This is a genomic window from Leisingera sp. ABM4_101, assembly GCF_056158725.1.
In genome coordinates, this window is sequence record NZ_JBSWTV010000002.1 from 2,793,261 (window position 1) to 2,816,943 (window position 23,683).

18 protein-coding genes are annotated in these 23,683 nt (G+C 63.9%); 8 read left to right on the forward strand and 10 right to left on the reverse strand.

All coding sequences use genetic code 11. The annotated features are described in order from the left end of the window. Positions 1-160: 160 nt before the first annotated feature. The 6 genes from ACXAEK_RS14905 to ACXAEK_RS14930 all read right to left on the reverse strand — a co-directional run bounded on the left by ACXAEK_RS14905 (position 161) and on the right by ACXAEK_RS14930 (position 6,255). The gene (locus tag ACXAEK_RS14905; RefSeq protein ID WP_475043041.1) at positions 161-1,720 is read right to left on the reverse strand and encodes a calcium-binding protein; all 1,560 of its coding nucleotides are present in this window, start codon (positions 1,718-1,720) and stop codon (positions 161-163) included. 237 nt (positions 1,721-1,957) lie between these two features. After that, complete coding sequence (locus ACXAEK_RS14910) at positions 1,958-2,506, reverse strand: bactofilin family protein (RefSeq protein WP_475043043.1); 549 nt, start codon at positions 2,504-2,506, stop codon at positions 1,958-1,960. Further along, complete coding sequence (locus tag ACXAEK_RS14915) at positions 2,496-3,827, reverse strand: DUF5930 domain-containing protein (protein WP_475043045.1); 1,332 nt, start codon at positions 3,825-3,827, stop codon at positions 2,496-2,498. The genes ACXAEK_RS14910 and ACXAEK_RS14915 overlap by 11 nt, the downstream gene beginning before the upstream one ends. Positions 3,828-4,020: 193 nt before the next feature. Further along, positions 4,021-4,515, reverse strand: coding sequence for a hypothetical protein (locus ACXAEK_RS14920; protein ID WP_475043048.1), 495 nt, complete (start codon positions 4,513-4,515; stop codon positions 4,021-4,023). Positions 4,516-4,676: 161 nt separating this feature from the next. Beyond that, on the reverse strand, positions 4,677-5,519 hold the full coding sequence (locus ACXAEK_RS14925; protein ID WP_475043050.1) for a ferritin-like domain-containing protein: 843 nt from the start codon (positions 5,517-5,519) through the stop codon (positions 4,677-4,679). Between the two features lie 274 nt (positions 5,520-5,793). Next, a complete protein-coding gene (locus ACXAEK_RS14930) occupies positions 5,794-6,255 on the reverse strand; it encodes a peroxiredoxin (RefSeq protein ID WP_475043052.1) in 462 nt (153 codons plus the stop codon). A gap of 50 nt (positions 6,256-6,305) precedes the next feature. Here ACXAEK_RS14930 and ACXAEK_RS14935 point away from each other — a divergent pair, with 50 nt between their 5' ends. The 5 genes from ACXAEK_RS14935 (at position 6,306) to lpdA (ending at position 14,752) form a co-directional block, all read left to right on the forward strand. Continuing rightward, a complete protein-coding gene (locus ACXAEK_RS14935; protein WP_475043054.1) occupies positions 6,306-9,779 on the forward strand; it encodes a YhdP family protein in 3,474 nt (1,157 codons plus the stop codon). 61 nt (positions 9,780-9,840) lie between these two features. After that, on the forward strand, positions 9,841-10,926 hold the full coding sequence (gene queA, locus ACXAEK_RS14940) for a tRNA preQ1(34) S-adenosylmethionine ribosyltransferase-isomerase QueA (protein ID WP_475043055.1): 1,086 nt from the start codon (positions 9,841-9,843) through the stop codon (positions 10,924-10,926). A 166-nt stretch (positions 10,927-11,092) separates the two neighbouring features. After that, positions 11,093-12,367 carry an MFS transporter gene (locus ACXAEK_RS14945; RefSeq protein ID WP_475043057.1) on the forward strand — a complete coding sequence of 425 codons (1,275 nt, stop codon included), beginning with the start codon at positions 11,093-11,095 and terminating at the stop codon, positions 12,365-12,367. A 138-nt stretch (positions 12,368-12,505) separates the two neighbouring features. Next, positions 12,506-13,084 carry a DUF924 family protein gene (locus ACXAEK_RS14950; RefSeq protein WP_475043059.1) on the forward strand — a complete coding sequence of 193 codons (579 nt, stop codon included), beginning with the start codon at positions 12,506-12,508 and terminating at the stop codon, positions 13,082-13,084. 273 nt (positions 13,085-13,357) lie between these two features. Next, the gene (gene lpdA / locus ACXAEK_RS14955; protein ID WP_475043061.1) at positions 13,358-14,752 is read left to right on the forward strand and encodes a dihydrolipoyl dehydrogenase; all 1,395 of its coding nucleotides are present in this window, start codon (positions 13,358-13,360) and stop codon (positions 14,750-14,752) included. A 68-nt stretch (positions 14,753-14,820) separates the two neighbouring features. On the opposite strand, the gene ACXAEK_RS14960 is transcribed toward lpdA, so the two are convergent. After that, positions 14,821-15,687, reverse strand: coding sequence for a leucine-rich repeat domain-containing protein (locus tag ACXAEK_RS14960; RefSeq protein WP_475043062.1), 867 nt, complete (start codon positions 15,685-15,687; stop codon positions 14,821-14,823). 175 nt (positions 15,688-15,862) lie between these two features. On the opposite strand from ACXAEK_RS14960, the gene ACXAEK_RS14965 reads away from it, so the two are divergent. Both ACXAEK_RS14965 and uvrA read left to right on the forward strand, forming a co-directional pair. Beyond that, a complete protein-coding gene (locus tag ACXAEK_RS14965; protein ID WP_475043064.1) occupies positions 15,863-17,029 on the forward strand; it encodes an MFS transporter in 1,167 nt (388 codons plus the stop codon). A gap of 259 nt (positions 17,030-17,288) precedes the next feature. Next, complete coding sequence (gene uvrA / locus ACXAEK_RS14970) at positions 17,289-20,147, forward strand: excinuclease ABC subunit UvrA (RefSeq protein WP_475043066.1); 2,859 nt, start codon at positions 17,289-17,291, stop codon at positions 20,145-20,147. A gap of 104 nt (positions 20,148-20,251) precedes the next feature. On the opposite strand, the gene ACXAEK_RS14975 is transcribed toward uvrA, so the two are convergent. Further along, positions 20,252-20,686, reverse strand: coding sequence for an excinuclease ABC subunit A (locus ACXAEK_RS14975; protein ID WP_475043068.1), 435 nt, complete (start codon positions 20,684-20,686; stop codon positions 20,252-20,254). Between the two features lie 121 nt (positions 20,687-20,807). On the opposite strand from ACXAEK_RS14975, the gene ACXAEK_RS14980 reads away from it, so the two are divergent. After that, positions 20,808-21,578: a helix-turn-helix domain-containing protein gene (locus tag ACXAEK_RS14980; protein WP_475043069.1), complete on the forward strand. Its 771-nt coding sequence runs from the start codon at positions 20,808-20,810 to the stop codon at positions 21,576-21,578. A gap of 16 nt (positions 21,579-21,594) precedes the next feature. On the opposite strand, the gene ACXAEK_RS14985 is transcribed toward ACXAEK_RS14980, so the two are convergent. Both ACXAEK_RS14985 and ACXAEK_RS14990 read right to left on the reverse strand, forming a co-directional pair. Beyond that, positions 21,595-21,942, reverse strand: a complete 348-nt coding sequence (locus ACXAEK_RS14985; protein ID WP_475043071.1) for a hypothetical protein — start codon at positions 21,940-21,942, stop codon at positions 21,595-21,597. A 98-nt stretch (positions 21,943-22,040) separates the two neighbouring features. Further along, positions 22,041-23,612 carry a choice-of-anchor L domain-containing protein gene (locus ACXAEK_RS14990; RefSeq protein ID WP_475043072.1) on the reverse strand — a complete coding sequence of 524 codons (1,572 nt, stop codon included), beginning with the start codon at positions 23,610-23,612 and terminating at the stop codon, positions 22,041-22,043. Between the last annotated feature and the right edge of the window lie 71 nt (positions 23,613-23,683).

The following is a 23,683-nucleotide window of genomic DNA, read 5'->3' on the forward strand; positions in this document are numbered from 1 at the left end:
TTTGGTGTCGAGGAAACCAACTAGAATTGCAGTTTCCGAAGTCGAGAGAAAATGCGGGGGGCGGAATTGCGGACAGGCGGCAGCAGGCTTTGAGAACTGCTTAAACGGGAAAAACAGGCGCGCCGCGGGACGCGCCTGGGAATTTGGCCGGCGGCAGGGTTCAAAACAGGAAGTTGTCCGTGTCCTGAAGCTGCTCCAGGGTGATGTTCTCGACCAGAATGGTCACATCATCGAAGGAGACCAGAACATCACCGCCCTGGGTTTCAAAGCCAAGCTGCTCCAGACTGGACGCGCCGCTGCTGATCTGGATCCGGTCCCGGTTCTCTGTGAAATCGGTGATCGTGTCGTTGCCATCGCCTTGGCTGAACACAAAAACATCTGCTTTGCGGCCGCCTTGCAGAATGTCGTTGCCTGCGCCGCCGAGCAGGCGGTCGCGTCCTGATCCTCCGTCAAGGAAGTCATCGCCGCTGCCGCCTTTGAGACGGTCGCGCCCGCTCTCGCCCAGCAGCCGGTCATTGTGGCCGCCGCCATGCAGCTTGTCGCCGTTTGCGCCGCCAATCAGGGTATCGTTTTGCGCGCCGCCGGAGAGCCGGTCCTTGCCATCGCCGCCAGCCAGCGAATCTGCGCCTGCACCGCCGGACAGTTTGTCGTTTCCACCGCCTGCGAGCAGGGTGTCTTCGCCATTTTTGCCGAACAGCTGATCGTTGCCGTTGCCGGAAGACAAGATGTCATGGCCGACGCCGCCATCGAGGTAATCAATGAAGGCTGCGTCAGACCGCAGATCGCTTTCCAGGCTGTCATTGCCGCTTCCGCCATAAAGGCGCGCTTCGCCGTTTTCGCCGAGCAGGATGTCATCGCCCGCTTCGCCATAGAAGACGTCGGCGCCGCTGCCGCCTTTCAGGGTATCATTGCCATCGCCACCCTGGACTGTGTCATCCTCGCGGGAGCCGATGAAGCTGTCGTTGCCCCCGTAAGTGTGTAGTCTCACGCCTTGGTGCGGATATTGGTCCCATGTGCTGCTTCTCCAGACTTCCTGTACACCTGAAACATCAATCAAGTTGTCTGCTTCTGTCCCGTACAATGTTCCGTAGTTTATTGCGAGAATTTCGATAAATTCTTCTTCCCGCAACACCAGGCTTTCGATGGCGCCTAGCAATGCGCCATTGTTGTATCCAGCCTGAAGCATGTCGGTGCCCTCGCCGCCACGGATCAGAACGTCTCCACCAAAAAAATGATCTGTAACTCGTATGGTATCGTTGCCGTCGCCGCCAAAGACGGTGTCGTCGAAGGCATACCGGTCCTCAAGGAGCGTATAAGGATTGCGATAACCGGTTATGATCAGATCATCGCCGGCGCCGCCGTCGAAATAGTCGGAGCCTTCGCCGCCTTCCAGCGTGTCACTGCCGGCGCCGCCATAGAGGGTATCCTCGTCAAAGCCATTGCCATTGCCGCCGATCAGCCAGTCATTGCCTTCGCCGCCAACCAGGGAATTGTGGCCGTTGTCGCCTGAAAGCGTATCATCGCCGGTGCCGCCAATTAGTGTGTCGTAGCCGCCTCCACCGTAAATTTCATCATCGCCGGCTTGGCCGTGCACCCAGTCTCTTTTTGCCAAGGGCGCATCGGAGAGAGGGACAAATCGATCTTTTCCCTCGGTCAGGTAGACAGGATCCGGCGCCAGGGTTTCATCCGGTTCCGTAATCGGTTCGCCAAGCCCTGCCATATCAGCCTCCTAAATTGCTTGAAAGTATTGGTGAATAGAGGTTTGCGGCAGGGCTGGACGGCGTGGAAGCTGGGAATGTTTATAGGTGGCTTTGGCCGGGGGCGGCGGCGGTTGCTCATAGCGTGAGGCGGGCGGGAGGTATCAGTCCCGTTGCCTAAGGGGCCTTGCCCACGAAAAACGCCGCGGGGAGGCCCGCGGCGCTGCTTGTGTCAGATGCGGGCTGGCAAGCCCGGCGGATCAGCCTTCGGCCTTGTGCGCGGCGGTCGCGGCCTGCACGGCGGCCGAGGGGGCCGGAGCGGCGGCGGGTGCCGGAGCGGCCGGAGCTGCCTTGCGGCCGCCCGGGTTCAGCGGGTCGTCCTGGCGCTGCACGGAGCCTTCGAAATGGGCGCCGGACTCAATGGCGATGGTCTTGTGGATGATGTCGCCCTCAACCCGCGCGGTGGCAGTCAGGCGGACCTTGAGGCCGCGCACGCGGCCGACGATGCGGCCGTTGATGACCACGTCATCGGCGGTGACTTCACCCTTGATGGTGGCGGTTTCGCCGACGGTCAGCAGATGCGCGCGGATGTCGCCTTCGACGGTGCCTTCGACCTGGATGTCGCCAGTGGTCTTGACGTTGCCGGTGATGTGCAGGTCAGAGCTGAGCAGCGACGCAGCGGGTTTGGCCTTGGGCGCGCTGGATTTGTAGTCGCTGGCCGCAGGCGCAGCTGCCGGGGCCGCCGCGGGTGCCGGGGTTGCGTCGGCCTGCTTCGGCCCGGGCTCGTTGATTTTGCTCTTAGAAAACATTTCTCGCAGCCTTGATGTAGATCATGGGGTTTACAGGTTGCCCGTTGACCCTGACCTCGTAATGGAGGTGGGTCCCGGTGGACCGTCCGGAGTTACCCATATCAGCAATGTGATCCCCGCGCGAGACCCTTTGGCCCTTTGTCACGCGGAGTTTCGAGTTATGGGCATATCTGGTTTCGATGCCGAAGGCATGGCGGATGGTGACCAGCCGGCCATAGCCGGATTGCCAGCCGGCGTGGGTGACGACGCCGTCCGCGGTGGCAAAGATATCTGTGCCGGTGCCGCCTGCGAAATCCGATCCCTTATGCAGGCGGCGGCCGCCGGTCTTGGGGTCGCGGCGGTAGCCGAAGCCGGAGGTCTGGCGCACCTGGCCCAGGTTCACCGGCGTGGCAAAGGGCGCCTGCTGCGCCGCCAGCCGGTAGAGGTTCAGCTGGTCCAGCTTGGCCAGGATGGCGTTGGCGCGCAGCGCTTCGGGGCTGGGCTCCTCGCCGCGGGTGGACATCGCCAGCGGTTCCAGCGGGCCGCCCTGGCCGTTGTAGCCGCGGCGCACCTGTTCCAGGATCCGGTCGGGCGGCATTCCTGCGTTGCGGAACATCTTGTCGAGCGGGGTGACGGAAACCGCCACCGCTTCCTCCAGCTGGCGGAAGATCTGGCCGTTGCGCTCATTCATCAGCTGCAGTTCCAGCTCCAGCTCGTCGCGCTGGCCGATCGCGTCGCGGGCGTCGGCCATGATCTGGTCGCGTTCTGCCGCGGTGTCGGTCAGCACGCCTGCCAGCAGATCCATCTGGGCCGAGGCGCTGGCCATGGCGGCATGGGCGGCGTTTTCGTCCTGGGTGTCCTGTTTCAGCTGGGCCAGCGATTTGCGGGCGGTGTCGCGCTGGGTCATGGTATCGCGCAGGGTGGACTGGATCACCTCGATCCCGGTTTCCAGCTCGCGGCGGCGGGTCTCAGAAGCCAGCAGCTCGGATTGCATCATGGAAATCTGGGTCAGCGCCGCGTTGAACCTCTCCTGCGCGGCCAGGGCTTCCTCGGCGCGGGCGTCGCGTTCGGCAGAGATCGCATTCAGGCGTTCGCGGTAGGTTTGCTGGTCGCGTTTGGCGAGTTCGCGGAAGTTGCCGGCGCCAATGCTGTCCATCAGCACAATAGCGGTGGCAACGATGGCCCAGGCCACGAACAGCGTGATGCCGGCCACCGCAACCAGCTGGGTTTCTGAGCGCAGCCGGATAAAGCGCGTGTCGCTGTCGGATTTCAGGAAGACCCGCCGTTCCGGGAAGCGGCGTTCGAGAAAGCTGTGAATTCTGATCGCGAGCCGTGTGCGCAATGTCTGGTCCCTGTTCCATCCCGTCCAGTGCCGGTGCCGCAGGGCGGTGCCGGTGCCTTGGGCGAAGTGAATAGACAGGGCGGGCCATTTGGGCAAGCCTGTTGACCCATCCGCCGCAGATGCGGCGGATGCGGCCCCGGTATAGGCGGAATTCTGCCGAAGATACCGGGGCTTGGGCCGGGGGCTGACTGGGTCAACTGGCGGAGCGTGCAACCAGGCGCAGGACGCAGGCCATGACGATCCCGTAGAGCACATGGCCGGCCAGGGCGACCCAGGCGATTCCGGTGAAGTTCAGAAAGAACGGCAGCCCGGCAATGGCGGTGATGCCGCCAATGGCAAAGAGCCACAGGCCAAAGCCGTAAAGGGCAGAAGGCAGGAGCCAGCCGCCGCGGCCCGTCACCCGGGACCAGGCCGGTTTGAACAGGAACAGCCAGCCTGCCGGGTAGCCGATCAGCCCGACCAGGTAGAAATGCACGAAATAGCCGGCAAAATCGCCGTTGGGCAGGCCGAGGCTGCCCAGCAGGCTGCGTGCCAGCCCATGCGGCGACAGATTGGCAAAGCCCAAGCCGGGGCTGATGAGCTGCCCCCAGAGGTCAAAGGCATTGGTGGCGAAGAACCCGGATATGAACATGAGGCCCAGCGTTTGGGTGTTCAGGGCGGGAAGGGCGCTGCGGCTGGCAGTTGTCATTTGGTTCGGTCTCCTGTGCGGGCTGTGTTGCCGCCGAACATCGGGATGCCAGACGCATCTTCAATCCGCTGTAGCAGGATCTCACCGGCAGGTGATCCGGCCGCCGGGACGTCGTGAGAATTGTTACAGGCCGGCAGCGGCAGGCGCTGCGGCTGCCGCGCTCACCAGCCGGGCAGCGGTTTCACCTGATCTGCCAGCGGCCAGTAGAAATCGGGCGGCAGGCCGGCGTCGGCGCGTTTTTCCTCGTTAAAGGGCGGCTTCAGAGCGCCACGGAAATATTTGCGCACCAGGGCGTGGAACGTCTCTTTGGGGTCCAGGTTGTCCCGGCCGCAAAGGAAGTTGAACCATTTGGAGCCATAAGCGACATGGCTGACTTCCTCGGCATAGATCAGCTCCAGCGCTTCGACGGCCTGGGGGAGGTTTGCTTTGCGGAAAACCTCGATCATGCCGGGGGTCACGTCGAGGCCGCGGGCTTCCAGCACCATTGGCACCACGGCAAGGCGGCCCATCAGGTCGTCTGCCGTGTCCTCTGCGGCGCGCCACATTCCGGCATGTGCGGGAAGGGCGCCATAGTGGCTGCCCAGCGCTTCAAGGCAGTCGCACATCAGGTTGAAATGCTTGGATTCCTCATCTGCAGCCTTAACCCAGTCGTCAAAGAACCCCAGCGGCATCGGCACATGTGAGAAGCGGGCGATGATGTCCCAGTGCAGATCGACGGCATTGAGTTCGATATGGGCCACCGCGTGCAGGAGGGCGAGGCGCCCGGCCTCGGACCCGGGCTTGCGCTTGGGCACGTCGCGCGGGTTCAGGAGTTCGGGTAGCTGGGGGCGTGCCGGGTGCATCGGAGGGGAGGCGGTGCCGGTGGGGATCTGCGGCATCTCGCCCTTGCGGCTGGCGAACCACTCAGCCGCATGCTGGCGCGACAGGGCGGTCTTGGCACGCCCGTCAGCGGTGGTCAGCACCTCTGCGGCGCGTTCGGCAAGCGAAAGGGGCTGATCAGTCATGCGTCTCTCCTGGTGCGGCGGGGCGGCTGGGCCATCGCAGGGGCGGGTTCACCTGATTTCTGCGGCGGAGTCCAGAGCGGAAACCGGAACGCTCCCGCGCCTGCGGGCGATTAGCAGGCTAATCGCCCTGGCAGCCTTGGGCGTGGCAGCGCGCGTTCCGCGCGCTGCGCGCCGCCCGGACGGGCGGCGCCGGGCCCAACAGGGCGGATTGTGCCCGTCAGGGCGCGGGCGGGGCTGGCGGGAGCGCTCCCGCAGTGTTTGAACAGCGCAGACTTCAGAGGGCGCGGACCGCTTCCAGCACTTCCTCGGCGTGGCCGTCGACCTTTACCTTGCGCCAGACGCGGGCGATGCGGCCGTCGGCGCCAATCAGGAAGGTAGAGCGCTCAATGCCCCAGTGTTTCTTGCCGTACATGCTCTTTTCTTTCCACACGCCGTAATCCTCGCAGACGGCGCTGTCCGCATCCGACAGAAGCGGCGTGGTCAGCCCGTATTTTGCGGTGAAATTCTCATGCTTCTTGAGGCTGTCCTTTGAAATCCCGAAAACGTGAGCGCCGGCATCGGCAAATGCCTGCAAAGCCTCTGAAAAGGCGATGGATTCTTTGGTGCAGCCGGGCGTATTATCGCGGGGATAGAAGAACAGCACCACGGGCGCGCCCTTGAGGCTGGACAATGTGACCTCTCCGCCGCCGCCGCGGGGCAGGGTAAAGGAAGGGGCGGGATCTGAAACGTCGAGCATTGGCCTGTCTCCTGTCATCTGCGCAAATCACTGCGCGGCCAACATAACCCATGAGCAGCAAAGGGAAAGCTGAGATCAAACCTGCTGGCGACAATAAGGGGCCAGCCGCCGAGGCGGTGCCTGTCCGCGGCCCGGAGCCGGTTGCGCAGAGCGGCGGCGTAGTCGCGCCGGCGCGGCAGCGGCGCTGGCCCTGGCGGCTGCTGCGCGGCTGCATCTGGCTGCTGGCGCTGCTGTGTTTTCTGGGCGCGGGCGCGGTTTACTTCGGCATCGGCACCCGGCTGGACGCGCCGGAGTGGGTGCGCAGCCGGGTCGAGACGCGGATTGAGCGGCATCTGAACGGGCTGCAGATTGAATTCGGCGCCATCCATGTGGTGGTCAACAAGGGCTGGCGCCCGCGGGTGAGCCTGCAGAACGTGGTGCTGCGCCATCCGGACGGGGCGGTGTTTGCGCAGCTGGCCGATGCCCAAGCAAGCCTGGCGATGCGGCCGCTGCTGCGCGGCCAGGTGCAGCCCAAGCGGATCGCGCTCAGCGGCTTGTTCGCGGCGCTGCGGCGAAACAAGGACGGATCCTTTGCGCTGAGTTTCGGCGAAGGGGCGCTGCCCTACCGGCAGGCGGGCAATCTGGCGCAGCTGATCGAGCAATGGGACAGCCAGCTGCAAAAGCCGGTGCTGGCGGCGCTGACTGAGCTGGAGACCAGCGCCCTGACGCTGTCTTATACCGATGACCGGCTGGGCCGGGGCTGGACCCTGGACGGCGGCCGGATCGGGTTGCAGAAGGACGGCGGCAGCGTGTCGCTGTCGGCGGTGTTTTCCGTTCTCAGCGGCCGCGGCGATGTGGGCACGGTTGAAGCCAGCTACAGCTCGGAGATTGGCAGCGCGGAGGCAGATTTCGGGGTGCTGGTTTCGGATATCGCCAGCGAGGATATTGCGCTGCAAAGCCCTGCGCTTGGCTGGCTGGGGGTGCTGCGGGCGCCGATCTCCGGCTCTTTGCGGGGCGGGATTGCTGAGGGCGGCGTGCTGGAGCCGGTGCAGGCGAGCCTGCGGATCGGCGAAGGGGTGATCCAGCCCGCGGCGCAGACCCGCCCGGTGCCGATCAGCGGTGCGCGCAGCTATTTCACCTTTGATCCGGCGCGGGAGTTGCTGGAATTCTCTGAGCTGGCAGTGCAAAGCGGCTGGGGCTCCGGGGTGATGCAGGGGCAGGCGCGCCTGGCCGGGGTGGAGAACGGCCAGCTGAGCGGGCTGGTGGGGCAGCTGCGGTTCTCTGATCTGGAGCTGAACCCGCGCCGGCTGTTTGAAACGCCGGTGAAATTCCCCGCGGTGGACGCGGATTTCGATCTGCGGCTCAGGCCCTTCCGGCTGCGGCTGGGGGAGATGCTGGTGCGCGACGGCGGAAGCCGCATTCATTTCGATGGCTCCGTCGGGGCCGGGGCTGAGGGCTGGAACTACGATCTGAACGGAAGTGTCGACCGGGTGAGCGTGGAGCGGGTCAAGGCGTTGTGGCCGCAGGTGCTGGCGCCCAAGCCGCGCGAATGGGTGCGTGATAATCTGCGCTCCGGACAGGTGCAGGATGTTGGCTTTCACATGCGCGGGCGCGGCAGCGGCAAACCCTTTGTCAGCCTGGACCTGGCTTTCACCGGGGCCGAGGTGCTGTTTCAGAAGTTCATGCCGCCGGTGCGACAGGCCGCCGGGCAGCTGAGCCTTTACGGCCAGCGGTTCGTGGTAACGGCATCGGCCGGCACCGTGACGCCGGAGCAGGGCGGCGGGGTGGATGTTGCCGGCACTTCCTTCATCATACCGGATGTCTCGGCCAAGGACGGCACGCCGGGGATTGCGCGGATCCGGGCAAAGGGCTCTGCCACGGCTGCGCTGTCCTTGCTGAACCGTGAACCATTGCGTGTGATGGACAAGGCCGGCCTGCCGGTGGCGCTGGCCGAGGGGCAGGTGGAGGCCGAAGGCACCCTGGCGCTGCCGTTGCAGAAAGAGGTGCCGGTGGAGGAGATCCTCTATCATTACCGCGGGCAGATCCGCGGTGTCGAAAGCAGCAAGCTGGTGCCCGGCCATGTGGCGGGAGCAGAGGTGCTGGAGGTGACCGGTGATCAGAGCCAGGTGCGCATCAGCGGTGCGGGCAGACTGTCCGGGGTGCCGCTGACGGCCAGCTGGTCGCAGAAGATCGGCAAGGACGCGCCGCAGGACAGCAGCGCCGAAGGCAGCATCGAGCTGTCGGAGGCGGCGGTGGAGGCCTTCAATATCGGCCTGCCGCGCGGTGCCGTTTCCGGCACGGGGCAGGGGCGCTATGCGGTGCATCTGGCGCCGGGCGTGCCGCCGCGGCTGGAGCTGGAGTCGGATCTGGCTGGTGTGAGCCTGCGCATTCCGGAAATCAGCTGGCGCAAGAGCGAAGCGGCCGCCGGCAAGCTGTCGCTGACAGCCACGCTGGGGCAAACGGCAACGGTGGAGCGGCTGGAACTGCAAGCGCCAGGGCTGACGGCCGCAGGAAGGGTGACCACGCGCCAGGGCGGCGGGCTGGATCAGGCCGTGTTCAGCAGCGTTCAGGCTGGCGATTGGTTCCGCGGGGCGGTCACCTTCCGCGGCCGGGGCAATGCGCCGCCGGCCATTGAGGTAACGGGCGGGCGGCTGGACCTCTACCGCTCTCCTTTTTCCGCAACCGCGGAAAGCGGCGGCGGCGCCAGCAGCGGCGGCGCGTCGGTGCCGGTATCGCTGCGTCTGCAGAACCTGCAGGTCACCGACAGCATCGGCCTGCAGAACTTCCAGGGCCGGTTCTCGACCCAGGGCGGCATGAACGGCGACTTTACCGCGCGGCTGAACGGGCAGACGCCGGTGGCTGGCACGGTGGTGCCGCAGAACGGCGGCACTGCGGCGCGGATCCGGGCTAATGATGCGGGCGGGGTGTTCCGCTCTGCCGGGGTGTTCGAACATGGGCGCGGCGGGTCTTTTGACATGACGCTGGTTCCGGCAGACAAGCCGGGCGAATATGACGGCAGGGTTGAGGTGCGCAATATCCGGGTCCGCAATGCCCCGTCGATGGCAGCGATCCTGAACGCGATAAGCCTGGTCGGCCTGCTGGACGAGATGACTGGCCAGGGCATCCTGTTCACCAGCATGAACGGACGGTTCCGGCTGGGCGCCTCGCATCTGATCCTGCATCAAAGCAGCGCGGTTGGTCCGTCGATGGGGCTGTCGCTGGACGGCAATTTCGACCTGAACAGCACTGCGCTGAACATGCGGGGGGTGATTTCGCCGATCTATCTGGTCAACGCCATCGGCCGGCTGCTGGCGCCGCGCGATGGCGAGGGGCTGATCGGGTTCACCTTTACCCTGCGCGGCACCGCGGAAAACCCGGATGTGTCGGTCAACCCGCTGGCCGGGCTGGCGCCGGGGTTCCTGCGGGAAATCTTTCGCGGGCCAGCACCTGAGGTGCCGGGCCAGCAGCGCGCCTTTACGGCCGAAGAAGAGGCCGCGCAGGAAGAGCGGCGGCAGTACCGCGAACCGCGCGGCGCGGACAAGTAACGCGCCAAAAACCGCGGAAACCCCATGGATTTCCGCTGCGGCGGGCCTTATATCGCGCGGCATGAAACTCAGCGATTTCGACTTTGACCTGCCCGACGATCTGATTGCAACCCGGCCTGCCAATCCGCGCAGTTCGGCCCGCTTGCTGGTGGCAGAGGGCGGCGCGTTGCACGACGGCCAGGTGACCGATCTGGTCCACTGGCTGCAGCCTGGCGACCGGCTGGTGCTGAATGACACCAAGGTGATCCCCGCGCGCCTCAGCGGCCTGCGCCACCGGGACAGTGCGCAAGGGCCGGTTGCGGCGAAAATCGAGGCAACCCTGCTGGAGCCGCGCGCCGATGGCAGCTGGGCGGCGCTGCTGAAGCCGCTGAAAAAGATCAAAGCAGGAGAGGAGATCGTCTTTTCCGAAGATCTGAGCGCCAGGCTGGAAGAAATCGCCGATGGCCAGGGGCATCTGCGCTTTAACCTGAGCGGCACCGATTTCGACGCGGCGCTGGCCGAGGCCGGCGCGATGCCGCTGCCGCCCTATATTGCCGCCAAACGCGCGGCGGATGAGCAGGACAAGACCGACTATCAAACCGTCTGGGCCAAAAACTCGGGCGCGGTGGCGGCACCGACGGCCTCGCTGCATTTCGACGCGCCGCTGCTGGCGGCGCTGCAGGCGCGAGGGGTGGAGATTTCCTATGTCACGCTGCATGTGGGCGCGGGCACCTTCCTGCCGGTCAAGGTGGAGGATGTGACCACCCACCGGATGCATGCGGAATGGGGCAAGGTGAGCGGGGAGGCCGCGGCGGAAATCGCGGCGACCAAGGCGGCGGGCGGCCGGGTGATCCCGGTTGGCACCACGGCGCTGCGGCTGATCGAAAGCGCCGCCAGGGACGGGAAGATCCGTCCCTGGGAAGGCGATACCGACATCTTTATTTACCCGGGGTTTGAATTTCAGGCGGCAGATGCGCTGATGACCAATTTCCACCTGCCCAAGTCGACCCTGCTGATGCTGGTCTCGGCGCTGATGGGACAGGAGGAGATCCGGCGGATCTATACCCATGCAGTTGAATACCGCTACCGGTTCTTCTCTTACGGCGATGCGTCGCTTTTGATCCCGGCCAAGGCGAATACATCTGAGAACAGCGGCGCGGAATCATAGACAAGCGCCGCAACTGCGGGCTCTGACAGCGCAAACAGAGTCACGAAACTGAAACCGGAATCGGCGATACAAGGCGCCTGAGCCTTGATCGCCAGGACATAACATTCAAATGTGTTGGCAGCCCGTCCCCTGTGGAGGGCTGCTTTGCTTTCGAAGGAGGCATAAAATGCTGCAGGTGCTGTCGAGCGCATGGGCGCTGTTGCTGGGGGTATGCTTGCTGATGGTGGGCAACGGCCTGCAGGGCACCATGCTGGGGGTCCGCGGCGACCTGGAGGGGTTTTCCTCCTTTGAGATGTCGCTGGTGATGGCGGCCTATTTCGTCGGCTTCCTGGGCGGGTCGCGGCTGGCGCCGGAGATGATCCGCCGCGTCGGCCATGTGCGCGTTTTTGCGGCGCTGGCGTCGTTCATTTCCGCTGTGATGATCCTCTATCCGATCCTGCCCAACACCCTTGCCTGGGGCCTGGGGCGGGTGGTCATCGGCTTCTGCTTTTCCGGTGTGTATGTGACGGCGGAAAGCTGGCTGAACAATGCCGCCGACAACACCAACCGGGGCAAGGCGCTGTCGCTTTACATGATCGTGCAGATGATCGGCATCATTACGGCGCAGGGCCTGATCCAGATCGGCGATCCGGCGGGCTATGAGGCGTTCATCATTGCGTCGATCCTGGTTTCGATCTCCTTTGGCCCGATTCTACTGTCGATTTCGCCGACCCCGGCCTTTGACACCACCAAGCCGATGTCGCTGAAGCAGCTGATGAAAATCTCGCCGCTGGGTTGCGTTGGCATGTTCCTGCTGGGCGGGGTGTTCTCGGCCCAGTTCGGCATGAGCGCGGTTTACGGCGCCGCCGCAGGCCTGACGCTGACCCAGCTGTCGATCTTTGTCGCCACTTTCTATGTCGGGGCGACCATCCTGCAGTATCCGCTGGGCTGGCTGTCCGACCGCATGGACCGCCGGGTGCTGATCCTGTTTGTGGCGTTGTTTGGCGCCTGCGGCGCGGTTGCGGGCTTCTTGTTCGGCGCCGATTTCAAGATGCTTCTGGTGGCGGCCTTCTTTATCGGGGGCCTGTCGAACCCGCTTTATTCGCTGCTGATCGCTTATACCAACGATTACCTGGACCATGACGACATGGCTGCAGCGTCGGGCGGGCTGGTGTTTATCAACGGGCTGGGCGCCATTGCCGGCCCGGTGATCACGGGCTGGCTGATGAGCGATGCGGTTTTGGGGCCTCCGGGGTTCTTTAGCTTCATCGCGGCGCTGATGTTCGTGATGGCTGCCTATGCCGCTTACCGCGCGACGCAGCGGGCCTCCACCCCGGTGGAAGAAACCGGCAGCTTTACCGCTATGTCGCCCACCGCGACCCCAGTGGCTGTGGAGTTTGCACAGGAATACGCCATCGAGACAGAGCTGGAGGAGCAAGAAACTGCCCAGGAAACAGGCTGATTGCGCTAACTAGCGGGAATTGTGAGGATTATTTCACACAGGACCCTTGCCTGTTGCAATTTGTGACCCAAGCTTACTTGTAAAGGTAATGTAAAATGGCCTGAAGATAGGGTCAGGAGAAACTTGGAGTTACGACCGATGGCTGGTCCCGAAGAGATACTTGCATTCTGGCTCGACAAAGTCGGGGAGAAGGGATGGTATCTGCAGGATGACGCGCTGGATGAGGAGATCCGCGCGACGTTTCAAAAAACCTGGGAAGAGGCCTGCGAAGGCAGGTTCTCTTTCTGGCTGACTTACCCCAGCGGCACGCTGGCCTATATCATCCTGATGGATCAGTTCCCGCGCAACATGTTCCGCGGCGAGGGCAAGGCCTTCGCTTCTGACCGGGCGGCGATGTCGGCGGCCAAAGTGGCCATCAACAAGAAATGGGACATGAAGATCGACGAACCGGCGCGCCAGTTCTTCTACTTGCCGCTGATGCATTCTGAGAACCTGTGCGACCAGGAACGCTGCATCCGCCTGATGATGGAGCGGATGCCGAAGACCGGCACCAGCAATCTGCTGCACGCGCGCGCGCACCGCGAAGTGATCCGCCAGTTCGGCCGCTTCCCCTACCGCAACGAGGCGCTGCACCGCGCCAGCACCGGGCCTGAGCTCGACTATGTAATGGCGGGCGGCTATGGCGAAACCGTGCGGCAGGTGCAAGCGGCCGGCTGACGCCCGGCTCCTGATACCGGATTGGAAACGCCGCGCCCTGACCGGGGCGCGGCGTTTTCCGTTGCGGCAGGCGCAACGCTGCGTTTTCACGGTCTTGGCGGAAATTTGTGCTGGCGGGACGCCCGCCCGCGGCATAGCCTGATTGGGCTGGTGTTGCAAAAATGGCCGGAAACTGCCGGCCTGCTATCCTGCAGCACAGGATGATTGCAGTGCAGAAAAAACTAGTTTAACGGTAAACTAGTTTTTGGAACCTGTTCGAGGCGAGGGGACACCATGGCCGCACAATCCTATGACGTGATCGTAATCGGCGCCGGGCCGGGGGGCTATGTTGCCGCCATCCGTGCCGCACAGCTGGGGCTGAAAACCTGCGTGGTTGAACGAGAGCACCTGGGCGGCATCTGCCTCAACTGGGGCTGCATCCCGACCAAGGCGCTGCTGCGGTCGTCGGAAGTGTTCCACCTGATGGAGCGGGCCAAGGATTTCGGCCTGAAGGCCGAGAACATCGGCTATGACCTGGACGCGGTAGTGAAACGCTCGCGCGGGGTGGCGAAACAGCTGTCTTCCGGCATCGGCCATCTGATGAAGAAGAACAAGATCGACGTGGTGATGGGCGAGGCGTCCATTCCGGCCAAAGGCAAAGTGTCGGTCAAGACGGACAAGGGCGTGCAGGAGCTGACCGGCAAAAGCATTGTGCTGGCCACCGGCGCCCGTGCGCGCGAGCTGCCGGGGCTGGAAGCCGACGGCGATCTGGTCTGGACCTACAAGCACGCGCTGCAGCCGGTGCGGATGCCGAAAAAGCTGCTGGTGATTGGCTCCGGCGCCATCGGCATCGAATTTGCCAGCTTCTACAACACGCTGGGTGCTGACACGACCGTTGTCGAAGTCATGGACCGGGTGCTGCCGGTCGAGGACGCTGAAATCTCTGCCTTTGCTAAGAAGGCCTTTGTCAAACAGGGCATGAAGATCATGGAGAAAGCCATGGTCAAGCAGCTGGACCGCAGCAAGGGCAAGGTAACCGCTCATATCGAGGTCGGCGGCAAGGTCGAGAAGCACGACTTCGACACCGTAATCTCTGCCGTGGGTATCGTCGGCAATGTCGAGGGGCTGGGACTGGAAGAACTGGGCGTCAAAGTCGACCGCACCCATGTGATCACTGACGAATTCTGCCGCACCGGCGTCGACGGCCTTTATGCCATCGGCGACATCGCCGGCGCGCCTTGGCTGGCGCATAAGGCGTCGCACGAGGGCGTCATGGTGGCCGAGCTGATCGCGGGCAAGCACGCACATCCGGTGAAGCCCGAGAGCATTGCCGGCTGCACCTATTGCCATCCGCAGGTCGCCTCCGTCGGCTATAGCGAGGCAAAGGCCAAGGAACTGGGCTACGACATCAAGGTCGGCCGCTTCCCCTTCATCGGCAACGGCAAGGCAATTGCGCTGGGAGAGGCAGAGGGTATGGTGAAAACCATCTTCGATGCCAAGACCGGCGAGCTGCTGGGCGCCCATATGGTTGGCGCCGAGGTGACCGAGATGATCCAGGGCTATGTGGTGGGCCGCCAGCTGGAGACCACCGAGGAAGACCTGATGAACACCGTCTTCCCGCACCCGACGTTGAGCGAGATGATGCATGAGTTGGTGCTCGACGCCTATGGCCGTGTGATCCATATGTAGGCTGCCCGGGCGGCGGATTTCGAAAGGCGGTCCTGTGCGGGCCGCCTTTTAATTTTGAAGAAGCGCTGTTAAGACGCTGAACAGCCTGAAGAAAACTCCTCAACCCAGGCCTGCCACTCCCGGGTGATTTTCCCGATCTTGCGGTCATCACGCCCGGGGCGCAGGTCTGAGGGGCGGCGTTTGCCGCTGGCCATATAAGAGATCTTTTCCACTGGGTAGGCAGCCGGATCCACGTCAAAGAAGCTCATGCTGCTGCCATGGGCGCTGGCGACCAACGGTTTTAGGAAGGTGGTGCGGCGCACCAGATGCGGCTGCAATGCCGCCACCCGGGCCAATTCGCGGGCGGGCCAGGCGCCGTCCAGCTCCAGCGTTTCCAGCGCGGGCAGGGCATGGAAGCAGTCCAGCGACTCATCCGGTGTGCGCAGCCCGGCCAGCGACAAGTTTCGCAAGCTGTGAAGAGTTTTAAGCGGTTGCAGGGCGATCTTCTTCCAACCGCCGCCCAGTGCAGGACCGCTGAGGCGCAGGGTCTGCAAGTGCGGCATGGCGCAAAGGGCGGATATGTCCAGCAGCCGGCTGCAGCTTTCCACGATCAGGGTTTCAAGGGATCTGAGGCAGTCAGCGGACGCCAGCGTTTCGAGCCGGGGGAGGTCCATCAGGGCCAGCGTTTTCAGATCCGGCAGGCAGTCCAGGCAGGCGAGGCTGGTGATTTTTCCGCCTGCCAGCAGCAGGTGGCGGGGCCGGTGGCGTGCCAGCGTTGCCTCAGCCGCGTCCTGATCAAAGCCGCGCAGAACCAGGGTGCCGTGGCATTGTGTGCCGCTGTCTGTTCCGCTGTCTTTGTCCAGTGTCAGGCCAGTGTCAAACAGCCGGGCTTTCTCTGCTTCGAACGGGTTGAGTGCATGGGCGTCGAAGTCCGGGTCATAGGGCATGTAGCGCATCGGGGCTCGGAACGTTTGGTTGCAAGGCTGCGGGTATAGAAGGGGGCTCCGCCCTTTTATTCAAGTCCTTGATCGCTGCAATTGGCGGCTGGCCGGAGAGCGGCGGCATCCTTATGAGGAACAGGCCGGGCGTCGGCACATTCTGTTGCAAGGGCAAAGGCCGAAAGGAAGTCACATGGCAGAAACAGCGAGCCGCTGGGGCGCGATACTGGCGGTCTGGGCCGCGGGGCTGGGTGCAGCGGCGCAATACGGCAAGGTGTCGGTTGTCTTTGATCAGCTTGGCGCGCTGTATCCGGAGGCCGGCGCAGGCTTGAGCCTGAGCGTGTCGATGACCGGCGTGCTGGGAATTTTGCTGGGGGCGGTGGCCGGGCTGTTTGTTTCTGCCTTTGGCTACCGGCGGGCGCTGGTCTGGGCGCTGTGGACTGGCGCTGCGATGTCAGCGCTGCAGGTGCTTCATCTGCCCTATGGGCTGTTCCTGGTCACCCGTGTGGCCGAGGGCCTGTCTCACTTGGGCATCGTGGTGGCGGGGCCGACGCTGATGGCGCTCTTGGCGAATGACCGGCAACGGGGCACAGCGCTGACGGTGTGGAGCACCTTCTTTGGCGTCGCCTTTACGCTGCTGAACTGGTTGGGGTTGCCCCTGGTGGCTGCGTATGGCCTGCTGGCATTGTTTGCCGCCCATGCGGTGCTGATGGCCGCACTGGCGGTGCTGCTGCACTGGGCGATGCGGGATCTGCCGGTGCCGCCGCGCCAGCCGATGCCGCAGCTTGCCAAGCTGCCAGCGCTGCATTTGCAGATCTACCGCTCGCCGTTCAAGCTGGCGCCGGCCGCGGGCTGGCTGTTTTACACCACCTGCTTTGTGGCGCTGCTGACGGTGCTGCCGCCGCATCTTCCAGAGGGGCAGCGGGGGTTTGTGATGGGGGCGTTTCCGCTGATCTCCATCGCGTCGTCTATGGTGATCGGGGTGGCGCTGCTGCGGGTGATGCCGGCGGTGCAGCTGATCCAGGTTGGTTTTGCCCTCTGTGCGGCGGGCGGGCTTTGGCTGTGGGCGATGCCGGGGGACTGGCTGGCGTGCTTTGCGCTGGCGGCGGCCTTTGGCCTGGTGCAGAGCGGAAGCTTTGCCTGTGTTCCGCAGCTGAACATCATTGCGGCGGATCAGGCCGAGGCAAACGGTGCCATGTCGCAGGCGGGCAATGCTGGCAATGTGATCGGCACGCCGCTGCTGCTGGCGGCTCTGGGGGTGGCGGGTTACGGCGGCATGATGATGGTGGTTTGCGCGCTGTTCCTGGCGGGCATTCTGGTGCACCAGCTGCTGGCGGCGCGGCGGAGGGCCTGGGCCTAGCAGCCGCTCCCGCCCGTCACCGGTCCCCGAAGGGGACCGTTGCCCGTTGGGCCAAGCGCCGCGCCGGGCGCGGCGCGGCGGAATTCGCGGCGAATTCCGGGCCGGAAAACGCAGGTTTTCCGGCTGCTGCCAGCTGCTGTCAGCAAGTTTCATCCTGTTCGCGCATTGTTCTCTTTTGGGGCTTGGCGTTTTCCACCGCATTCCCTATCTGTAGGGCGGGCGTCCGCCATGGGTTCGGCGGCGCGGGCACGGGGGCATTATGGCTGAGCTGAAATCCATCGAAGTGCGCGGCGCGCGCGAGCACAATCTGAAGAGCATCGACGTGGATATTCCGCGCGATGAGCTGGTGGTGATCACCGGCCTTTCGGGCTCGGGCAAGTCCAGCCTCGCGTTCGACACCATCTATGCCGAGGGCCAGCGCCGCTATGTGGAATTGCTCAGTGCCTATGCGCGCCAGTTCCTCGACATGATGGAAAAGCCGGATGTGGATCACATCAGCGGGCTGTCTCCGGCGATCTCGATTGAGCAGAAGACCACCTCGAAAAACCCGCGCTCCACCGTCGGCACGGTGACCGAGATTTATGACTACATGCGTCTGCTGTTTGCCCGTGCCGGCACGCCCTATTCGCCGGCCACAGGGCTGCCCATCGAGGCGCAGCAGGTGCAGGACATGGTCGACCGGATCATGGAGATGGAGGAGGGCACCCGCGGCTATCTGCTGGCGCCGATCGTCCGCGACCGCAAGGGCGAGTACAAGAAGGAATTCCTGGAGCTGCGCAAGCAGGGCTTCCAGCGGGTGAAGGTGGACGGGGAGTTCTATGAACTGGACGAACCGCCGGTGCTGGACAAGAAGTTCCGCCATGACATTGACGTGGTAGTCGACCGTCTGGTGGTGCGGACCGGCATGGAGACGCGGCTGGCTGACAGCTTGCGCACGGCCCTGGATCTGGCCGACGGCATCGCCATTCTTGAGACCGCCCCGCGCGAGGGCGAGCCGGAGCGGATCACCTTCAGCGAAAACTTTGCCTGCCCGGTCAGCGGTTTCACCATCCCGGAAATCGAGCCGCGGCTGTTCTCCTTCAACGCGCCCTTCGGGGCATGCCCGGAATGCGACGGCCTGGGGGTGGAGCTGTTCTTTGACGAGCGGCTGGTGGTGCCGGATCAGAGCCTGAAGGTTTATGACGGCGCACTGGCGCCCTGGCGCAAGGGCAAGTCACCCTATTTCCTGCAGACCATCGAGGCCATCGCCAAACACTATGAGTTTGACAAGAACACAGTCTGGAAAGACCTGCCCGAGAAGGTGCAGCAGGTGTTTCTCTATGGGTCGGGCGACGAAGAAATCCTGTTCCGCTATGACGAGGGCGGCCGGGTCTATCAGGTGGAGCGCACGTTCGAGGGCGTGATCCCGAACATGGAGCGGCGATACCGCGAAACGGATTCGAACTGGATCCGCGAAGAGTTCGAACGCTATCAGAACAACCGCTCCTGCGGTGCGTGCCGCGGACACCGGCTGCGCGAGGAAGCGCTGGCGGTGCGGATCGCAGAGAGGCATGTGGGCCATGTGGTGCAGCTGTCGATCCGCGAGGCGCTGGCCTGGATCGAGGATGTGCCGAACCATCTGAGCCAGCAGAAGCAGGAGATCGCCCGCGCCATCGTCAAGGAGATCCGCGAGCGGCTGGGCTTCCTGAATAACGTGGGGCTGGAGTATCTGACGCTAAGCCGCAATTCCGGCACCCTGTCCGGCGGCGAGAGCCAGCGGATCCGTCTGGCGAGCCAGATCGGGTCTGGCCTGACCGGGGTGCTGTATGTGCTGGATGAGCCGTCGATTGGCCTGCACCAGCGCGACAACGACCGGCTGATCGGCACGCTCAAGAACCTGCGCGACCAGGGCAACACCGTGATCGTGGTGGAGCATGACGAGGACATGATCCGCCAAGCAGATTATGTGTTCGACATCGGCCCCGGCGCCGGTGTGCATGGCGGTGAGGTGGTGAGCCACGGCACGCCGCAAGCCATTGCGTCGGACACCGGGTCGATCACCGGCCAGTATCTGGCGGGCACACGGGAAATCGCGGTGCCCCCCAAGCGCCGCAAGGGCAACAAGAAGAAAATCAAGGTGGTGAAGGCCACCGGCAACAACCTGAAAGAGGTGACGGCCGAGTTCCCGCTGGGCAAGTTTGTCTGTGTGACAGGCGTGTCCGGCGGCGGCAAGTCGACGCTGACCATCGAGACGCTTTTCAAAACCGCCTCGATGCGGCTTAATGGCGCGCGCCAGACACCAGCGCCTTGCGAGAGCATCAAGGGGCTGGAGCATCTGGACAAGGTGATCGACATCGATCAGCGCCCGATCGGGCGCACGCCGCGGTCGAATCCAGCCACTTACACTGGTGCCTTCACCCCGATCCGCGATTGGTTTGCCGGCCTGCCGGAGGCCAAGACGCGGGGGTATAAACCCGGGCGGTTTTCCTTCAACGTCAAGGGCGGCCGCTGCGAGGCCTGCCAGGGTGACGGGGTCATCAAGATCGAAATGCACTTCCTGCCCGACGTTTATGTGACCTGCGAGACCTGCAAGGGCGCGCGTTATAACCGGGAAACGCTGGAAATCAAGTTCAAGGGCAAGAGCATCGCCGATGTGCTTGATATGACCGTGGAGGATGCGCAGGAGTTTTTCCAGGCAGTTCCGGCGATCCGCGACAAGATGGATGCGCTGATGCGGGTTGGCCTTGGCTATATCAAGGTGGGCCAGCAGGCGACCACGCTGTCGGGCGGCGAGGCGCAGCGGGTGAAACTGTCCAAGGAGCTATCGAAACGCTCCACCGGGCGGACGCTGTACATCCTGGATGAACCGACCACCGGCCTGCATTTCGAGGATGTGAAGAAGCTGCTGGAGGTGCTGCACGAGCTGGTGGAGCAGGGCAATTCGGTGGTGGTGATTGAACACAACCTGGATGTGGTCAAGACCGCCGACTGGATTATCGACATTGGCCCCGAGGGCGGTGACGGCGGCGGCGAGATTGTTGCGGCCGGTACGCCCGAAGCAGTGGCGGACGAACCGCGCAGCCATACCGGGCGCTATCTGAAGGACATTCTGGCGGCGCGGAAGGTGGCTGCGGAGTAGGGGAAGCGTTTGAGGTGGGAGGGGCGCTGCCCCTCTTGGCCGTTGGCCAATTCACCCCGGAGTATTTCTGCAAAGGTGAACAGGGGGCGATGGCGCCCCCTTTCTTATGCGGGTTGCACGGCAGTTGGGCGGGCCAGAAGCAGCGGAACCAGGAACAGCGCCAGGAAGGCCGTGTTCATCACCACGTTGAACCAGGCACCGGCGGCGAGGGAGCCGAGGCTGTCAGGGATGTACCAGGCCAGCAGCGCCGGGATCAGCAGGCGGCGGCCGAGGGCCGGATCGGTGCTGTAGACGTGCTCTGTCAACAGATAGATCAGCACACAGAATCCGCACATCAGCCCGCCGCTGATGGCTGTCATCAGTGAGGCCGCGCCGGGCGCCAGCGCCTGGGCGCCGTCCACCGGCAGGAATGCGAGGTCGATGAACAGGCTCAGCGGAAGGGCCAAGGGCGTGGCCAGGGCCAGCACCATGGCGAGGCCAAAGGCTGCTGAAAGGATGGAGGCGGTCTTGAGGATGCGGATGGCGGCGGTGTGGGTCATTGGGGGCTCCTGTACAATCTCCGTTGCAGGGTGCAGTGGCGAAGGGAGGCAAAACAATTACCTGTGGGGTAAGTGAATTCCCGGCCGCAAGCCCTTATGCTGTTGAAAAGGGAGGCAGTGGATGGCGGAGAGCTTTGGCGCGGTTCTGAAGAAATGGCGCAGCCTGCGGCGGATGAGCCAGATGCAGCTGGCGCTGGAGGCTGGGGTCTCAGCCCGGCACCTGTCGTTTCTGGAGAGCAGCCGAGCGCGTCCAAGCCGGGGTATGGTGCTGCGGCTGAGCGAGGCGCTGCAGTTGCCAGGCGGGGCGCAGAACCAGTTTCTTACGGCAGCGGGGCTGGCGCCTGCCTATGCGAGCCGGGATCTGGAGGATGCAGCGCTGGCGCCGCTGAGGCAGGCGGCGGAGCGGATGCTGGCGGCGCATGCGCCTTTTCCGGCGATGATGATCGACCGGCATTGGCGGCTGCTGGAGATGAACCCGCCGATGGAGAAAATGCTCAGCGGTGCAGGGGTGGAGAAGGGCAGCAGCCTGATCGAGGCGCTCCTGGAGAATGCGGCGCTGCGGGCGGCGCTGGACAATCTGGAGGAGGTGGAGCGGCACAGCCTGGCACGGCTCAGGACAGAGCTTGTGTATTTCGGGGCTGACCCGGTGCTTGAGAAGGCGGTGGCCCGGCTGCAAGAAAACACTGCGGCCCATGCGGCGCCCCAGGAGAGCGTGCTGCCAGCGGTGATCCCGGCCCGCTACCGGCTGGGCGGGCTAGTACTGTCCTTCTTCTCCGCCATCACCCAGTTCGGCGGCACCGGTGATCTGGCCATGTCGGAGCTGAGGATCGAGATGCTGTTTCCTGCCGATGAGGAGACAGGCCAGGCGTTGGCGGCAATGGCCGCTCTCTGACTGCGCTGCCCGGCTATTACTGAGAGAGCGTGTCCGCAGCGCCGATCAGGCGCAGCACCTTCTGGGTTTCGCGGTTCACCTGATAGACATAGCCGCCGGCCTGCACATAGGTGCCATAGGGGTCCGGCGCCCAGCCGCCCGGATCGCCGATCCAGACATAATCATCCAGGATGTGATCGCCGCGGCGGTAGAATTTTTTGGCGTAGCCCGGCGGCACGCATCGCGCCGATTGCCGGGTCAGGCCCGGCGGGCAGTCAAAGCTGGCGGGTTTCATTTTGTCCTGGCCGCTGCCTGCGGCCAGCGGGATGGCCACGGCGCTGGCCGAGGCGAGAACAACTGCGGGAACTAAAAAACGGCGCACCATTTACGCGGATCCTCTTTTGAACGGTCTTTGACATAACCGGCCCGGCGGAGATTCCAAGAGCCCTCGAAAGCGGCCGGCGGCGGCCCGCCTGCGGCGGATTACGCAGCGGCAAGAACCCGCGCTTCGAAGCTGCGAAGCGACAGCCGGGCGGCATTTCCATAGCCGCGGCCGGTTTCTGCGCAGAGGTCCGGGAACAACTCGCGGATTTCCGCTTGTGTGCCGGCATCAAAGCCCGCGGCGGTTTCAGGGCCGGGCTGGTAGCTTTCGCTGAGGGCGCCGTTGGCCCAGAGAATCTGATGGCTGCCAAACAGAAGGTGGAAATACTCCGCCTCCTGCATTTCCAGCGCCGGGCGGACGGTCTTGTCGTTGACCAGATCCTTGGCCTTGACCAGGACTTCCTCCTCGCCGAACAGCAACACCGCCAGCGGGCCGGAGACAACCATCCTGTGCTGGGGCGAGACATAGAGGTCCCGGCTATTGCCGCAGCTGCCAGCGGCAAAACGGACCGGGGCGGTGTCAGCAGTGCAGCGGGTGCGGCGGCTTCCGGCCCATTTCAGCACCTGGGGGCCGTTGTCATAGGTCAGCACTTCCATGCCCGGGCGCAGGTCCTCGACCGCAACGTCGCCGCCGGGTGTGCGGATCAGGGTGCCGCGCAGGAAGCAGGGCACGGTCTGGTTGATCTCGACCAGGCCGGTGTCGGAGTTCCCAAGGCCATTGTCCGCCGTGTAGTTGAAATAGACGGTTTCCAGGTCGCCGTCGGTGACCACGGTCAGGGTGCCGTTGGCGTTCAGGGTGACCTGCTGGCCTGTCGTCAGGGTGACAGTGTCGCCGGCTGAGACCGCCTGGTCGTTGATATGGGTGATGGTCAGCGTGCCGGCCGTGGAGCTGTCATTGTCCAGCACGTCGATCACCCGGGTCTTGTTGATCGCGATGTCTTCCTGGTCGTCCTGCGCAACCACGGCCGTTTGCACCGACCCGCCGGCAATCAGCAGGTTGGTGTCATAGCTGCTGTCTACGGTATCGGCGACACCGATTTTCAGGGTGTTGATGACACCTGGATTCACCGGTGCGACAAAGGTCAGGGTGATGGTGAACCCGTCCATCTCTGTGTTGAACTGGTCGCCGGTGTTGTCGACATAGATGTTTTCGGTGCCATCATTGATATTGCCGATGGAGGCGGTTCCGTTACCGATAGAAACCTGTGCCTCAACCCCGTTCACCCAGACGCCGACCACGTCGTTGTACTGGGAATTGGAGAATTCCGGATATTCCTCTGAGGATAGCACGAAGTCGATGGTCAGCGTGTCGCCGTCCGGGGTGAAGTCGATTTCCAGGAACGCGGCGTCGCGGGTTGCGGCGCCTGCCAGCGCGTTAAAGTCGGCGTCGTTGTTCGCACCGCTGGTATTGGTGCTGGTGTTGCCGCGGACGTTGGTGTTGGTGGAGCCGTCGCTGTTGGTAAAGTCACGGGCATAGCCGGTAGACAGGATCACACCCGAATCCGCAGGCGCCACGCCCGGGGTGGTGGTATCGGCGCCGGTGTAGATGCCCGATGACAGGTTGTCGCCGCTGTAGCTGGCGCTGTTTACAGTAACGCCGTCGCCAAAAATCTCCTCCGCCATTTGGGTGGCGGTGGCGGAAGAGTTGATGTTCAGTTCGGTTGCCGTGGCCATATCGGGCAGCAAGCCTCCGGGAATGCGTCGTTAATATTCGCTTACCGGAATGCTGCTGAACTTGGACGGAA

Bases quoted from the DNA above. Each gene is read 5' to 3' on its own strand.
- ACXAEK_RS14905 (WP_475043041.1), bottom strand. From the start codon at position 1,720: ATGGCAGGGCTTGGCGAACCGATTACGGAACCGGATGAAACCCTGGCG.
- ACXAEK_RS14910 (WP_475043043.1), bottom strand. From the start codon at position 2,506: ATGTTTTCTAAGAGCAAAATCAACGAGCCCGGGCCGAAGCAGGCCGAC.
- ACXAEK_RS14920 (WP_475043048.1), bottom strand. From the start codon at position 4,515: ATGACAACTGCCAGCCGCAGCGCCCTTCCCGCCCTGAACACCCAAACG.
- ACXAEK_RS14925 (WP_475043050.1), bottom strand. From the start codon at position 5,519: ATGACTGATCAGCCCCTTTCGCTTGCCGAACGCGCCGCAGAGGTGCTG.
- ACXAEK_RS14930 (WP_475043052.1), bottom strand. From the start codon at position 6,255: ATGCTCGACGTTTCAGATCCCGCCCCTTCCTTTACCCTGCCCCGCGGC.
- ACXAEK_RS14935 (WP_475043054.1), top strand. From the start codon at position 6,306: ATGAGCAGCAAAGGGAAAGCTGAGATCAAACCTGCTGGCGACAATAAG.
- queA (WP_475043055.1), top strand. From the start codon at position 9,841: ATGAAACTCAGCGATTTCGACTTTGACCTGCCCGACGATCTGATTGCA.
- ACXAEK_RS14945 (WP_475043057.1), top strand. From the start codon at position 11,093: ATGCTGCAGGTGCTGTCGAGCGCATGGGCGCTGTTGCTGGGGGTATGC.
- ACXAEK_RS14950 (WP_475043059.1), top strand. From the start codon at position 12,506: ATGGCTGGTCCCGAAGAGATACTTGCATTCTGGCTCGACAAAGTCGGG.
- lpdA (WP_475043061.1), top strand. From the start codon at position 13,358: ATGGCCGCACAATCCTATGACGTGATCGTAATCGGCGCCGGGCCGGGG.
- ACXAEK_RS14960 (WP_475043062.1), bottom strand. From the start codon at position 15,687: ATGCGCTACATGCCCTATGACCCGGACTTCGACGCCCATGCACTCAAC.
- ACXAEK_RS14965 (WP_475043064.1), top strand. From the start codon at position 15,863: ATGGCAGAAACAGCGAGCCGCTGGGGCGCGATACTGGCGGTCTGGGCC.
- uvrA (WP_475043066.1), top strand. From the start codon at position 17,289: ATGGCTGAGCTGAAATCCATCGAAGTGCGCGGCGCGCGCGAGCACAAT.
- ACXAEK_RS14975 (WP_475043068.1), bottom strand. From the start codon at position 20,686: ATGACCCACACCGCCGCCATCCGCATCCTCAAGACCGCCTCCATCCTT.
- ACXAEK_RS14980 (WP_475043069.1), top strand. From the start codon at position 20,808: ATGGCGGAGAGCTTTGGCGCGGTTCTGAAGAAATGGCGCAGCCTGCGG.
- ACXAEK_RS14985 (WP_475043071.1), bottom strand. From the start codon at position 21,942: ATGGTGCGCCGTTTTTTAGTTCCCGCAGTTGTTCTCGCCTCGGCCAGC.
- ACXAEK_RS14990 (WP_475043072.1), bottom strand. From the start codon at position 23,612: ATGGCCACGGCAACCGAACTGAACATCAACTCTTCCGCCACCGCCACC.